The following is a 13,853-nucleotide window of genomic DNA, read 5'->3' as shown; positions in this document are numbered from 1 at the left end:
ATGGATAAGCTACAACTGACTACCGATGCGCAAGGCGTGTCGGTAGTGGCTGGGCTGAAAGATTACTTCCAGAAGATTCAGCAGTTAGCCGCTACGGGTGAGCAGTTCCCCATTGACCTGGATGAAGTTTGGCCCCTTGTTTACTCCCGAAAAGACAAGGCGGTTCGGACGCTTCGCAAAGAGTTCTTTGAGGGCGAAGACTACATTTCATTCGCCCAAAATGGCAAACGAGATGAGAGCCAGGTTTCCCCCCAAAATGGGGAAAACTCAAACGGCGGTAGACCTGAACAGGTGTACCGACTTTCGGTAAGCTGTCTCGAATACTTCATTGCCCGTAAGGTGCGCGAAGTGTTTGAGGTCTACCGGACCGTGTTTCATCAGGCCGTAGCCACCCATCAAGCCCCGTCAACGCCCGACGTTAACCCAATGCTTCTGCAAATCCTGCAACAGCAATCGCAGTTAATGACGGGCCAACAATCGCAGATCGATCAACTACGGTCTGACATTGACCAAATACGGGCGGGGGTTCGGGTAAAAAAACCGATGGCTCGACAGTTGCCCGTTCCCTTTAGCAGTCCGGTAGTCGATGTTCGGCAGACCCGGCAATTTATAACCCGGCGCATCAATGAGTACTGCGGGATTCAGAACTGTCAACCGAGTGAGGTGTACCGGTTCCTTTATCAACGGATGCAGTCAGTCTACGGGCTGAATGCTTGGCAACTGACCCGGCATCCCGGCGAAAGCGTGATCGATGCCATAGAACGGTACGGGTTTATTGACAGAATACTGGCGTTGATTACTGCGGAACTAGTTATCCCCCAATCCTAAGCACCATGAATCAAGAACAAAAACCGGGTGAGGAAATTGTCACTCGCACCACTGTTATCCAGTTTGCTCCCGATTATCGGCCCGCTTCTATTGACCTACCTGTGAGCTTGAGCTTCTACCGTGATCCCGATGATGAAAGCGCCGTAGGCAGTTCTGACCTTAGCGTTTTACTTGATGCGCTGAATAGCTATCGAAAGGCGGTAAAGAAATGGCCTGACACCTCCGACAAAACGGTGACCCTATCAACCATACGAGATATAGAGTCTCTTTTATTGGAAAGGACATGGGAGCGACTCTCACAAGTAACGGGGCTTTTACACGCTGTCAGACACGGCTTGAATAACCCTCGTCGTTATGAGCCGCTTGCTTAAAATCAGAATCTGGGACAGGCGGCTGCTGTCGTTTGTCCCAGATATGCTTCTGGACTTCGGAATGCTGACTGACCCGATAATCTTTGAGGCTACCGCGTTTACGGGCGTATTCGATAGCAACGGCAAAGAACTCTATGAGGGTGATATAACCGTGTGGTCAACGCGCGATATACAGACAGGCGAACGCTTTGCCTACCTGTACATCGTTGGCTTTGAGAACGGCTGTTTTGGTCTGTTTCCGGTAGGCAGTAGCGATGAGTTTCAACCTTTCGATAATCTGAGTAGTGGTGATGTGTTGGTGGGGAATCGGTTTGAGCATCCGTACTTATTAAGGGGGCTATAAATGGATGCAGCAACAAAGTGGCTCATTCGTGAAGCCTACCAGATCGGCGAACCGGCCAGCGAAATTGCCCTACGGCTAGACCTGCCAGAGTCGGAGGTAAACAAGGTTCTACAGTCCTTGAAAAAGGTCAACAGGCCAGTTCAGGTAACACCGTCTAAGGCTCCCGTTGTCTTTCGAGTAGTGCTGATTGACTACGACCCCGAATGGCGCAAGGAACTAACCGCCAAACTGAGAACAACGCCCCTTTACCTTGACTGGCGACGGGCGGTACTACGGCGCGGCCGTTGGCGATGCCGGGAATGTGGCAGTACTAAACGCGTACAGGTAGATCATATTTATCCACTATCGGCAATTATTCATAATTACCGAATCAATAGCCTGGAAGAGGCGGCAGAGTGTGAGTTGCTTTGGCGGGTGGATAATGGGCGAACGCTTTGCCCGACGTGCCACCAGCGAACCGATACCCACGGGGCGAAAGCCCAACGGTATTGGGTGGGCCCCGATAATATTGATTAACGAAAACTAATCCACATGCCCCCGTTGTAATGGCGGGGGCCTAATAATTTAGAGAAATGAAACCGAGGATATTCACACCTGAAGAAATCCTTCAGATTGTATTTGAATACCAGTCAGGTGAAGGGTTGAATACCCTCGCTAAGAAGTATCGGCTTGGTGTGTTAACCATTAGAACCCTTTTGCTTGGTCAGGACATTGTGTTACGCAACACATCTGAATACGGAAGGACTTATCAAATTAATGATCGCTTCTTGGATACAATTGACACAGAAGTGAAGGCGTATTATTTGGGTTTTATGTATGCGGACGGATATAATGGAAAAGGTGAAATTATTGACGCCAAGAGAAACAGGTACAAAGTTTCCTTGGCACTGCAAAATCAAGATCGCCATATATTAGAATCATTTGCCAAGGCACTTGAGGCAGAACATCCTATCCGTGCAGCAAAAAAAAACCTTTTAGAGTTTTGCTTCAATAATTTGCGGTTAGCCAGTCGGCTGGCTGAGTTAGGGTGCCACCGGGCCAAAACCTTTACGCTTACCTTTCCCGAGTGGATGCCAAACGAACTACTTCACCACTTCGTACGCGGCTATATTGATGGAGATGGGTGTATTACATTTAAAGATAACGTACCTCAAAATAACCAGTATTGTAACGTTAAGGCGACAGGCAATACGGCGTTTATCGGTCGCCTTGCAGACGTTTTAAAGGATTACTGTAACGTAGGAGTCTCCTTTTACCCTCACCCTAGGTCGCCGGGCATTGTTGATCTAAGTGTGTCAGGCAGAGCGCAAGTCATGACCGTACTAGCATGGCTTTACAGAGACGCTACAATTTGTTTAGAACGCAAAAAGCGTAAGGCAGAGCAAATACTTGTCCCATTCATAAAAAAAGGAACGCCCAGCGGTTCAGATTCCCACCTTGCTATACTAACCGAAGGTGAGGTGGTAAATATCAAGGGTCGTGTATTGGCGGGCGAACGCTTCACTGAAATTGCGAAGAGGTTTGGTGTAGAGGAGACTTGTATTAGGGATATTGCCGCCGGTCGAACTTGGGGCCACGTAACGGGATGGAATAGCCAAACCAATGTTTCACCGGGCAACCCTAAGGGTAGTCGGCATGGCAGATCTAAATTGACAGAAGATCAGGTGCGCGACATAAAACAGTCAATTCTGCTTGGCGAAACCAATTCAAATATTGCGCGTAAGTTCTCTGTATCTGAGCGAGCAATTTACAGTATTGCTGTCGGCAAAAACTGGACACACATTACCATTTAACGGGGTTTCCTTTCTACTATCAAGATGAACGCTCAAGCCTCGGTTAACGCCGGGGCTTTTTTTGTGAATTGATTATCGGAAGTAGCAACACATCAGTTGCCTCTAACTACCGCTTAATCAATTGGCTACGTAAGATGCTTAGAAACAGACACTATCAGGTTTTGAATTGTATGTGTGTTGACTCAAGGGCCGTGAAAGGGCAAAAAACGACCAGAATACGAAAACAAACAGACTGTAAATTTTCCCTTAAATAAAAAGCAGATGGACGGTTCTAAACCAGTTAATGCAATACAAGAAGCACCAGGCAATCAAATCCCTCCTCGTATAACTGTCTACAAGGATAGAAATTTTAAAGGTGACCAATCCGACGAAACCGGGGGGTACGATTTTTTAGGGGATGACTGGAGCGACGACATCTCCTCATTTAAGATTCACGCAGGTGAATTCGAATTTTATCCAGCCAGAGATTACGGTCCCGAAGATTGGGGGCCAGTACGATTAGGAGTGGGGGATTATCCCTGGGTCGTTGATGCAGGCATAAAAAACGATAGTATATCTTCTTGGAAAGCGTTTTACGGGGTGGGGGTACCGGCACCTATAGTAAGGCAGCCATCTGCTCCGACAGGAGAAGAAGCTTATAATTACGCTGGAATAGACCATAGGGACGACCCATCATGCGGACGAGGTAACTATTCTTCCTGGTTATATAATAAACACCCTAGTAGGAAGATAAAAGTAACCTATTACGATTCGGCCAGTCCTCAAAACCTAAAAGTAGCCGATATGGATCCGAATAAAGAGTACCCTGCTGGGAGATGTCAGATGTTGAATGTAAGGAGTACTGAGTTTATAAATTAGAAGTAACATATATACCTCCTAATAGAAGCAGGGGTTTCGGCTACTACCGAAGCCCTTTTTTATGCGGCGCAAACACATCCCAATCTCTCTCTTTTAACCTGTTCTCGCCGTGCAGTCCGGTAGGTAATCTCCCTGTATCTATCTATGTTGCAGAACCTTTTAAGTGTTCAACCATACAAAGTGTGTATTCATGACTGAAAGCGAATTGATTGCGGCGATAAGGGAAAAAAAGAAGGAGATAGATAGATTTGGCCTAGAGCAACTTTATGAGCTTGACCTAAACCTGAGAGCAATTAGCCAGTTACTTTTGGATTTATCTGTCTTAGTTGGTTCCAAAACAGAGAAAGGCTTGCATTATGAATTTGTCGAAGGCAGGCTATGGAGTACAATTGATAAAGAGGCTTCCCGACTTGTTACTGACTACAAGGAATCAAACAAGCCTAGAGCCTCGGCTATCTCAAAACGAAGATTGCCAGATCAATTAACAAGCTTAAAGCAACGTATAAGCTCAGACTTGTCTATGATCGACCGAGCTTAGTTTGCTTATCTCTCCCTTTCGCCCCGTTCTTTTGCTGGTTTGTTTTTTTATACCCGAAATTAACCGCTTACACAATTCACTAAAAACCATTAGAATAGCAAACATAGGAGGGGCTTCTTTGTAAGCGTTTATCGCATTTGGTAAACGTTACACATTAACTCTTAAACCCAATTATAATATGGCTCGCGTAGTGTATTATGTTGTTACCTCTGGTAACAAATGGAAAGTTATTTACAATAGCAAAGACTACGGGCCATATGATACCCAGGCCAAAGCGATAAAAGTTGCGGTTGATGCTGCACATGGTGCCGGCGAGAATGGTCACGATGCCCAAGTTCGTGTACAGGGTGCCGACAGCCAATGGCGAACGGAATGGACTTATGGCAATGACCCCTACCCGCCAAAAGGATAAGTCGCCTTTTAGGGTAGTTAATAGTCTACATCATCATGGACACTCAAGAGCCTCGGTTAACGCTGGGGCTTTTTCTACAAGTCACAATTAGACGCTAAAGCAGTACATCGACCATCTACGTCTGCCGTTTAATGGATTAGTAGTGTGAGATGATAATGAGTCAGTATCATTACTACATAGATTGTATATATGCGTAAGCCCTGAAAATGGGTGAAATGAAGAAAAGGAATATTGACAATTCTTGATTATTGTTGATTACAACCCATTTTGCATTCTATACTATTCGTCTTCCTTCGATTACAAACCACTATCTCATAATATAATGAAACTGGAACAATGGGTGCTTTTCATCGATATGCTAGGCTACAGAGAGTTGAATGGACAAATTTCTGATGATAAATCAGCTAATGACTTTCTGAACTTCATGAAAAATAATGAAAAGATTTTTTTAAGACAGAATAATGATGACATTAAGAAAATGTATTCAGAGGGAATATTTGATTTGTATTTATTCTATGAAATTCAAGTAGTCTTTATTTCAGATTCATTAATAATTAATTATAAACCATTAGAATTTTTTGATAAAAAAATTGACGAAAAAATTAGAAATCTTCATTCAGCTAACGCCTTGTTTATAATTATTGATCGTATACAAGAATTTATTTACCATTGCTTAAAGGAGAAGAATATTTTGATTAGGGGTGGAGTTTCTAATAAATATTGCTCAGTTCAAAATAATTTTGCTGTTGGCGAAGGTCTGATAGAAGCATATATAAATGAGTCGAAAATGGCTGTTTATCCTAGAATTGTACTTAGTAGTAGTATTATTGATAATTTGCCTTTAATCGAAAGTTTTAAATTCTTGTCATGGGTAATTTATCACACAGATACTTTTCTTAAAGAAGATGGCGACGGGGTTTTTTATATAGATTATTTAAAGTATGTTATAAAGTCTACCCAAACTAATATGGCTGAAAATGACGGAGCGTTAGTAAGGGTTGGAAACATTTTAGTTGCTCACAAATTAGTTATTGAAAGTAAACTGAACGATTTAAAAAATAAAATTAATAATGAAGCTGATTCGGGCAAATTGAAAGAGTTGGATAAAATACAGGCAAAGATTATATGGTTAAAGAATTACTACAACGAAAATGTAATTGATGCACCGCCACATTTCAAAATTAGCTAGCGAAGGTACGCTTTACATGATTATTCAAGTGGTGCTTTATTCATCTAAAATGCCATAAAATGTGAACGATTCTTGTAGATAGATAAAGGTAAGTTAGTTTAATAATCTGTCATGTATCAGTGGCATGATAAATACTTTCTAAATAATTGTTTCAGAAGCAGTAAGGGCTACTGGCTTAAAGGGGGAAAAAGCTATGTAGCAAAAATGAGCAAATCCATCTTGAAACCGAATTAATTGGGAGTCATAAAATACTTTACGAAAACTATATATTCAAATTAAATAGATCGAGAAGATCTTATAAAATATTGCACGATTTTATAAAGAGCCTACCTAGGTCAGTAAGTTTAAAGTGCGAATCGACCCACTCTGTTTTTCCAAATCTATCACCTAAAATTTTTTTTCCCTCTTCTGGATACAGTCGATAAAAATTATGTAACTTTTCGTATTTTTCAGGATTAATCTTTTTTGATGGATAAGCGTCTGACAGTATACCTAACGTAATGAGATTTTGTAAATAGACTCGATCGTTATCAGGAAATATAAAGTCCAATTCTTCAACCAAAGAGGTGAGATAAGAGCTTATCTCAAAATAGCCCTCATCATCTTTCAAATAAAGCAAAAGATTAGTGTAAATTAAGTCATCCTTGATATGCTTAATAATCTTTGCTTCGTCCGCAGATAAAAGAGAGATAATGGATACAAACTTCGGGTGTGCCTCGTTGGCGGTTTCGATAGACGAAGCCTTGGCTAGAAGCGTAGTAAATAAATCTGCGAGGTCATCGTTCGTTGTATACGTTAATTTCTCCAGCAGTGGTACGCCTAGCTCAGGTGGGACTGGACATACTTTTTCCGCCGGTATTGTATCTAACTTCACCTTGTAATTCTCCATATGCTTCGTAAACCAGTAATTGGTTTTCTCGTTAAGCAAGAGTATGGGAAGTAAGGCTGTATTACCTAAACCAACTACTGTTTCTAATGCTTTTCCAGCTTTTTGAACACTAGGTTGAGCTAAGTCTTTATACACCAAGGGGAGTAGCTCCACAGAGCTGGCTATGCTTCTTGCTAATTGATTAAGACCTCCTTCCATTCTAAGCTAATTTTGAAATCAAGAACATGGGTAAGTAATAACCTGTCTTGTAAAAGTTTTTTATTTAATCTTGAAACGAATTACAATTCAGTTACTTTTTCATCTCCGCCCAAAATAAGAATATAACCTTGCCAATCAAGCGAAGCATCACTGAGTCTAGCTAGATCCCTCTTCTCAAAATACTGCCTCTGTTCGTCAGGAAGCGTACCAGTTGTTTGCCAATGCCACTTAATATATTTTACCGCAAGTACGAATGCTCTCTTAGAGTATGCCACTAAATCAGCTTGTCCTATGTGCCAAGCTAGTTCTGCGCCATTAGTAGTAGTAACGATATGTATTTGGTGTGTATCCTCGCCATGGTTTATAGTATAAAAATATTGAAAATCGAATCCATCTCGATCTAGATTGACCCTGCGAGCACTAACAAAGGTTAATTTCATAGGTGATTGATTTGTATTTGTTACATCAAACTTACCGATGGTACCTCCCAATATTATATTTGCACGATTACTGACATAAAGTTCAACCCTTTGATATAAAGACTGAAGTACTTCGGTATAGTCAAATGCACTAGAGTTAAATACCGGAAGCATCATAGTCTTACTAATAGTTTTTATATCTAAAACCACTTCACTAGTTTCTGAATTGATGATCTGAAAAATGTATCCACCAATGCCCATTGGGCCTATTCGTTGAATAGATGTCACAAATTTATCACCAATTAGCAAACTAGATTCATAGTAGTATGTTGATGGGTTCTGCTGCTCCCAATATATCTCCCCTTTAGAAGTTGACTCTATTAAAGATTGTAATTTGTCTGTGTATGCTCCTTCTTGTGACATTGCATTTATGGTTGAGTACGCTTTGCAACTGCTCCAATTAATTCACCTAAGTGTCCTACGAGGGGTGAGGAAAAACATTCAATTGCCCAGTATACTGAATGCAAAGGACTGATTACTGTTTCATTAATCGGCCTAACATCATATAAAGCGACCTCAATTTGCCCTAAAGTACTTTCAACTTTATTGATTATAATCGATAATTCAGGGTCATTTTTATAGGTTGCTGTTAACTGCCTAGTTTTTCGATGTGTTTCACTAAGCAAAGTTCGACATGTTGTATATTGAATATTAATATCAATTCGTTCTAATTGATATGCTATTTCACTTAGGCCTAGAGATACACCAACTGCTCTTACAGAATTAGCTGCCTCTTCAGCAGCTTCTTTAGCTCTATTAGCTTCCTTGTATGCTAGATAAGCTAGATATAGACCTAAAAAATTAAAAAAAAGTGAAATCCAGAAATCTCCTTTTTGTAAGAAGGAAACCTCATTTTGGCTTTTTATGTCTCCGAGTAATTCGTAAATTTTATTTAACATAATTTACGTTCATTTATCGTGGACCCCTCGAGGTGATAATTAGTAACTATGAAACTAGCCTGATTAACAATATCAGGCTAGTTTCATAGGCCAACCTCTATAGTGCTGGCTGAGCATCTAGCGGTACTTGAGCCATGTATATAATAGCTTCGCCGCCCACCAAAGAAAAGAGGTTAGGCTGTATATACTCTCAAGCGAGTACGGATCTTGCCAGATTGAGTATGCGTCCACTAGTCGCCTTGCCAATTCTAACAATAATGCCTAGTTATTGAGTAGCCAGCGATGTACTTTCTTTACTTTGAAGCCAAGCTCTTGTTGGCTCCTTTTGTATCGTGTCCTTTAAAATCAGTTTATGCACTACGTTCCATAGGCGGCATAAGTATACTGACATCTTACGTACACACCTAACTGGCGCTGTTTTTTTGTGATCGGCGGTTCCAATATAAGTCAAGCGGACTACTCTCTCTTTTGTTCCTGTCAAAATTAATCTAAGTCGATGGGTTTTGAGGGATTTAAAATCTAATATCGCCAGGTAGGCTCGTAGACTCTTCTCCTGGTGCAATCTGGTGGTAACTACCCTACCTGAATAACTATAGAATACCGTAATAAACCCGCTTAATCCCTTCCTATCCCCACCTCCAAGGTGTATCTTCCCGTTGTAAACAACAACACAACAAGAATGGAAAGTAACGTTCGTATGCTTCAGCCGGAGGTGCTCCTGCGCACCATGCGCTACCTTACCGCTGATCGTAGCCAAGCCGAACCCCTTAGTCCAACCTACTGGACTGATGCCGAAGATGCCTATGGCTACGCACAGGGAAACCGTCAACAGATTACGTTTTATGACCGGCCCGAACTAAACGGAGAATACGTGGTGTGTGACCCGCCGCTGCTTGGCAGTCAGTCTCGCCAAACCAAGACAGGCGAAACGGTGCAGGTGCCGATGGTAACGGTTTATATGGTACTGACTGATGTGTGGGCACAAATGGAGCGGTTGCCCGCTGAGGAACAAAATAAGTAAGAGACGATGGAACCAAGCCCAGCCCCAAATGAGATGGAGGTTCTACTCCGGCTCATGTATTGCGCAACTCCCGACTTGACCCAAGCAACCCAGCTAGGGAGCGATAAGCCAATCGATGCAGAAACCGCCTTTGGTGATGAGGTCGATTACCAGCAAGGGGCACATCTTGAGTTGGCGTTTACAACTGACCCGCAAGCATCCGGCACGTATGTACTGGTAGCCCCGCCTTATCTGCAACGAACGCTGCATCCGACCGTACCTGATAAGAAGCAGGTCATTATGCATTTGTACGTGACCAGACTTGAGCAGTGGCCACTGTTTGACTCGCAGCCATTAGTGTGGATACGTAAACTAAGGGCTACATCCTAGCTCACGTATCCACACTAATGCTATTGGTCCGTATTTACATATAATAATGTGTTTTGATAATTTTTAAATATAAATGATTAAATATCAATGCTTTACGAATATTATAATTGAGCCAAATCATATTATTGAGATAAACATTCATCTATACGCTTGGAACGCCAACAAAGTAAATTCGTTTGTATGATGCAACCTTACATTACTAACTTCATTATAGATTTGTCAAAAATAGAATACACATGGCTACAACTAATCCTTTAGAGTTAGAGAACTTATTTATAAGGCTATATAATCAAGGTATCCCTTACGAGAAGATACTTGCAGACCTACCTGGGGTTGATCCTGAAATTGTTGCTAGGTGGAAGGCTAACTTAGAAAATGCTATTAAGCGCGCTCAAGAAGATGATTTCGTCACAGCAGTCGCAGAGTATTTAGATGAAGACGGAATGTACGTTTTCAAAAAAACTATTAAAGTTAATATGAATAGTGCCGAGTCGCTAAGATTTGAGCTGGCTAGAATTGCAACTCGGGAAATTGATCTTGAAGAATCTAAAGCAGCTCCATTTTTCGAAAAAGTAAGAAAAAAGGCGGCAGAGCTATACGAATTTGTAGATGAGAATGTAAATAATTTTGAATTTCGACTTGATAAATCCGAAGAAGTGGGGCCTCTTGAGACTCAAGTTGAGTTCACGTACAATACTGGTATTAAAGATGAAATATTTCATGAAAAGTTAGTGGAAACGCTGGAATTTTTTGTAAAATATATATACATGCCGAGGAATTATATAAACAAGTATAAAATCATTAAAGATACGAGCGTTGATACCTATAAAGATTTAGTTAATAGTATGCCATTTTGCATTAAGCAAATAAAAGTAAATGATTATTTATGTATAAAGAGCGCTCATATTGAGAACATACCAATAGATACTCAATGGATTTTTATTACAGGCGAAAACGGTTACGGAAAATCTAGCTTACTGCAGGCAATTGCTATAGGATTGTTCGGAACTAGGGATAAAAGCATTAACCTTTTGAAAGATAATAGTCCTAAGATTGGTATAGAATACAAAAAGAAAAGTATAAATTATATCAATAATATTAACAGCGGAGGATTTGAATCCCTAAAAGAAATGATTGGCTATGGACCTTCTCGGTTACAATTACAAAACGACATGAGCCAAAATGAGCTTTCTGAAAAGAGCAGCGTTACTTATAGTTTATTCAATATTGATGGTGTGCTATTAAATATTGAGCCAGACTTAATAAGATGGCATATCGAGAATAATCCGAAATTTGAGCAGACAACATCAATTTTAAAGAAATTAATACCATCTCTCTCTGAAATTATTGTTCAAAAAAATAAGGAAGATCAGTACGATGTACTTTATCTTGAGAAGGAGGAAAATACAGAAAAGCTATATGATGCTATTCACTTTTCAAAATTGGCATCAGGATTAAAAAGTGTAATCGCTATGGTTGGTGATATAATATTACGTTTCAGTAGGCTACAGCCTAACGTTATAAATTTTGAAGAGTTTGGAGGGATAGTTTTGATTGACGAACTAGAAAATCACCTTCATCCAAAGTGGCAGTATGAACTACCTAGGCTTTTGTCAACTGCTTTTCCGAATGTTCAGTTTATAGCAACTACTCATAGTGTTATACCTATATTAGGGGCTCCAGAATCTTCTGTATTTTTGAAAGTTACTAGATCAAAGGATGATGGTGTAAACGTACAAAAAATTGATATTGATGTCGCTAACTTACTTCCTAACTCAATATTGACCTCCCCTCTATTTGATATGAGTAATATTTTGCCAGTGTCAAATAAAAATGTGGGTGATTTGCGAACGGAGGAAACTTATAGCGATGTGATTGATGCTAAAAGCATTGATGAAAGACTTGATGCTATAAATAAAGACAGCCGAGATTATCCTGAGTATATATTTGACTAATCATGATAAGCGTCAAAAAAGACTTCTCAAATCCACCCAGCGGTTTATTGAAAAAAGGATGTTTGGATAATATTAAATTAACAATATCAGAAAAAAATAAGCACAGTTTTAGTACTCATTTTTATAGAGACCAATCTCACGCCACCTTAACTACACTGTATAACTCAAAGTGTGCATATTGCGAGTCGCCTGAATCTCCGACTTGCGTGCTTCGGGTTGACCATTATCGTCCTAAAGATGGTATTAAAAATACGAGCCACTTAGGGTATTATTGGTTAGGTTACGAGTGGTCTAATCTGATATTGTCCTGTGAGAAATGCAATAGGACCAAATCAAATAATTTTCCATTGGCAAATGAGTCTTTACGTGTCTTAAGTCCTGTTGTAAAGCAGAATCTTCTTCCTAATAAAGCATCACGTCGTGCTGATTTTCCCTTGCTTAAAGCAGAGGATCCGCTATTACTGAATCCTGAACTAGATATTGTCGAAGATCACTTATACTTTAAACGTGACGGAACAATCCATCATCTCACAATTCACGGAGAAGCTTCCATTAAGTGTTACGATTTAAAGCGAACACTATTAGTAGTTGAGAGAAAAAAGCTTGTAGACAAAGTTTTAAGGGAGATAAAAGAGCATCTGATTGATTTCTTTGATGGGAAAATCAATCAGCAAACATTAAACTATTCCTTGTATAGAGTGTACACACAAATGCTCTATCGAGTAGATTCCAAGTCGAAATACTCGCGTATGGCATATTTTGTGTACACTCATTTTGATAAGTTTATAGTAAGTCAACTGCCATCCCAAATACACCAAAGGATCATTCTTACAACTTTTGAATTATTTAGACAGAAAAAATTAATTTAGTAACAGTGCGAGGCGACCTTATACAAGCTTTCCCTAGTTATTAGGCAAAAGAGCAATGGTGAGTACGTTTTGCGGGCCGCAGCGGTGCGGGGCATTGGTGTCTCAAAGCTGGATAAAATGAATCGGTTGGGTACGCTGCCGTTCGCCTCGGGTGGGTCCGTTGGTTATTCACCAGCGCGTTTCGACTCTCCAGCCACCAATATTCCGGCAGAGCGATTGGCCAATGCGAATAGGGGTACTAACGGACCGCAGCGCGTTGAGGTAGTCGTCACTGGAAAAATTCGCGGTAACGATAACGAGCTACAGGCAGCCCGAACCGCAAGGCAGGGTAAAATACTTGGACGGGGGTAGTATCAGATGGCTTATTTGATCTCTATGTAGGTCAACGTTGCGCCAGTTAAACTATCACTGACCTTTTGGGCGACCTCACTCAGCGCCTGAAAGGTCTTTTTTTCTTGGGCGGTACCGTGATTGGCCGAAACTGCGTTAGTGAAGGGCATACCCATTGCGCTACCCGACCACTGGCCCCGAAGTCGTAGAACGCCCGATTTAACATCGCCCAGGATTCGTAGGCTGGCCACGCCGATTGATTTTTGATCGGTCACGATTGTGCCCCGCTTGAAGTCGGATTTGACTACGGCAAACCCTTGATCTTCGAACACAGACATGGCCGACTCTATTAATGTGGAGTCCGAAACGGCGGCCGTAATTTCGATTGCATTGGCCCACTTTTGTGAGCGTTGAGCTATGGTGGGAGATACCAGCAATGTTAAGGCAGAAAACAAGCAGGCAATTAAGAAAGTAAGCGATCTCATATGTAAAATTTATAATCCCAGTGCTTA

General features: G+C 41.1%; 18 protein-coding genes. 14 read left to right on the top strand and 4 right to left on the bottom strand.

The genetic code is table 11. The features are described 5' to 3' along the window. From J2I46_RS02910 to J2I46_RS02870, 9 genes are all read left to right on the top strand, one after another. Positions 1-828, top strand: a complete 828-nt coding sequence (locus J2I46_RS02910) for a hypothetical protein (RefSeq protein ID WP_207327422.1) — start codon at positions 1-3, stop codon at positions 826-828. Positions 829-833: 5 nt separating this feature from the next. Next, positions 834-1,199, top strand: a complete 366-nt coding sequence (locus tag J2I46_RS02905; RefSeq protein WP_207327421.1) for a hypothetical protein — start codon at positions 834-836, stop codon at positions 1,197-1,199. Then, positions 1,183-1,542 (top strand): YopX family protein, encoded by a 360-nt coding sequence (locus J2I46_RS02900; RefSeq protein WP_207327420.1) that lies wholly within the window; start codon positions 1,183-1,185, stop codon positions 1,540-1,542. Before J2I46_RS02905 ends, J2I46_RS02900 begins: the two co-directional genes overlap by 17 nt. Beyond that, complete coding sequence (locus J2I46_RS02895; protein WP_207327419.1) at positions 1,543-2,058, top strand: HNH endonuclease; 516 nt, start codon at positions 1,543-1,545, stop codon at positions 2,056-2,058. Positions 2,059-2,114: 56 nt separating this feature from the next. Continuing rightward, positions 2,115-3,335, top strand: coding sequence for a helix-turn-helix domain-containing protein (locus J2I46_RS02890; RefSeq protein ID WP_207327418.1), 1,221 nt, complete (start codon positions 2,115-2,117; stop codon positions 3,333-3,335). Between the two features lie 261 nt (positions 3,336-3,596). Beyond that, positions 3,597-4,193 carry a beta/gamma crystallin-related protein gene (locus J2I46_RS02885; RefSeq protein ID WP_207327417.1) on the top strand — a complete coding sequence of 199 codons (597 nt, stop codon included), beginning with the start codon at positions 3,597-3,599 and terminating at the stop codon, positions 4,191-4,193. Positions 4,194-4,383: 190 nt separating this feature from the next. Next, positions 4,384-4,731 carry a hypothetical protein gene (locus J2I46_RS02880; protein ID WP_207327416.1) on the top strand — a complete coding sequence of 116 codons (348 nt, stop codon included), beginning with the start codon at positions 4,384-4,386 and terminating at the stop codon, positions 4,729-4,731. Positions 4,732-4,909: 178 nt separating this feature from the next. Then, positions 4,910-5,143: a DUF2188 domain-containing protein gene (locus J2I46_RS02875; protein ID WP_207327415.1), complete on the top strand. Its 234-nt coding sequence runs from the start codon at positions 4,910-4,912 to the stop codon at positions 5,141-5,143. 322 nt (positions 5,144-5,465) lie between these two features. Beyond that, positions 5,466-6,332 (top strand): hypothetical protein, encoded by an 867-nt coding sequence (locus J2I46_RS02870; protein ID WP_207327414.1) that lies wholly within the window; start codon positions 5,466-5,468, stop codon positions 6,330-6,332. 295 nt (positions 6,333-6,627) lie between these two features. Here the strand turns inward: J2I46_RS02870 and J2I46_RS02865 are convergent, their stop codons facing one another. The 3 genes from J2I46_RS02865 to J2I46_RS02855 all read right to left on the bottom strand — a co-directional run bounded on the left by J2I46_RS02865 (position 6,628) and on the right by J2I46_RS02855 (position 8,797). After that, positions 6,628-7,419, bottom strand: a complete 792-nt coding sequence (locus J2I46_RS02865; RefSeq protein ID WP_207327413.1) for a DUF4393 domain-containing protein — start codon at positions 7,417-7,419, stop codon at positions 6,628-6,630. 80 nt (positions 7,420-7,499) lie between these two features. Continuing rightward, positions 7,500-8,261 (bottom strand): hypothetical protein, encoded by a 762-nt coding sequence (locus J2I46_RS02860; RefSeq protein WP_207327412.1) that lies wholly within the window; start codon positions 8,259-8,261, stop codon positions 7,500-7,502. 5 nt (positions 8,262-8,266) lie between these two features. Beyond that, complete coding sequence (locus J2I46_RS02855) at positions 8,267-8,797, bottom strand: hypothetical protein (RefSeq protein WP_207327411.1); 531 nt, start codon at positions 8,795-8,797, stop codon at positions 8,267-8,269. Positions 8,798-9,476: 679 nt separating this feature from the next. Here J2I46_RS02855 and J2I46_RS02850 point away from each other — a divergent pair. From J2I46_RS02850 to J2I46_RS02830, 5 genes are all read left to right on the top strand, one after another. Next, positions 9,477-9,818, top strand: a complete 342-nt coding sequence (locus J2I46_RS02850) for a hypothetical protein (RefSeq protein ID WP_207327410.1) — start codon at positions 9,477-9,479, stop codon at positions 9,816-9,818. A gap of 33 nt (positions 9,819-9,851) precedes the next feature. Beyond that, positions 9,852-10,187, top strand: a complete 336-nt coding sequence (locus J2I46_RS02845; RefSeq protein WP_207327409.1) for a hypothetical protein — start codon at positions 9,852-9,854, stop codon at positions 10,185-10,187. A gap of 236 nt (positions 10,188-10,423) precedes the next feature. Then, positions 10,424-12,142, top strand: a complete 1,719-nt coding sequence (locus J2I46_RS02840; RefSeq protein WP_207327408.1) for an AAA family ATPase — start codon at positions 10,424-10,426, stop codon at positions 12,140-12,142. Positions 12,143-12,144: 2 nt separating this feature from the next. Further along, positions 12,145-13,011, top strand: a complete 867-nt coding sequence (locus J2I46_RS02835) for an HNH endonuclease (RefSeq protein ID WP_207327407.1) — start codon at positions 12,145-12,147, stop codon at positions 13,009-13,011. Positions 13,012-13,128: 117 nt separating this feature from the next. Further along, positions 13,129-13,362 carry a hypothetical protein gene (locus tag J2I46_RS02830; protein ID WP_207327406.1) on the top strand — a complete coding sequence of 78 codons (234 nt, stop codon included), beginning with the start codon at positions 13,129-13,131 and terminating at the stop codon, positions 13,360-13,362. A gap of 11 nt (positions 13,363-13,373) precedes the next feature. Here the strand turns inward: J2I46_RS02830 and J2I46_RS02825 are convergent, their stop codons facing one another. Further along, the gene (locus J2I46_RS02825) at positions 13,374-13,679 is read right to left on the bottom strand and encodes a hypothetical protein (RefSeq protein ID WP_207327405.1); all 306 of its coding nucleotides are present in this window, start codon (positions 13,677-13,679) and stop codon (positions 13,374-13,376) included. Positions 13,680-13,853 lie beyond the last annotated feature (174 nt).

Source organism: Fibrella forsythiae (assembly GCF_017353175.1).
Lineage (GTDB): Bacteria > Bacteroidota > Bacteroidia > Cytophagales > Spirosomataceae > Fibrella > Fibrella forsythiae.
The sequence above is the reverse complement of the archived record's forward strand: the minus strand, read 5'-3'. Positions and strand labels throughout refer to the sequence as shown.